Origin of the sequence: Streptomyces sp. SP17BM10 (assembly GCF_036322405.1) — a bacterium.
Classification (GTDB): domain Bacteria; phylum Actinomycetota; class Actinomycetes; order Streptomycetales; family Streptomycetaceae; genus Kitasatospora.
Map to the genome: position 1 here is coordinate 1 of NZ_JAQYXB010000215.1, position 283 is coordinate 283.

At 57.2% G+C, this 283-nt stretch carries 1 rRNA gene; it reads right to left on the minus strand.

From position 1 onward, the window contains the following. Positions 1–122, minus strand: a 16S ribosomal RNA gene (locus PUR71_RS00840); the annotation flags it as partial. Positions 123–283 lie beyond the last annotated feature (161 nt).

The window sequence follows — 283 nt, forward strand, 5'->3', positions numbered from 1 at the left end:
ATTGCCCACGTGTTACTCACCCGTTCGCCACTGATCCACCCCGAAGGGCTTCACCGTTCGACTTGCATGTGTTAAGCACGCCGCCAGCGTTCGTCCTGAGCCAGGATCAAACTCTCCGTGAATGCTTACCGGTCTATCCGGCTCACACCCGCGTTGAGCGGCACGGCAACCACCGGAATAGGGTGATCCCGCGCACTGCGTCCTCGCTAGTGTTTATTTCAAAAGGAATCTCCAACCCCGATCAGACGATCGAGGCCGGGGATGTCAACATATCTGGCGTTGA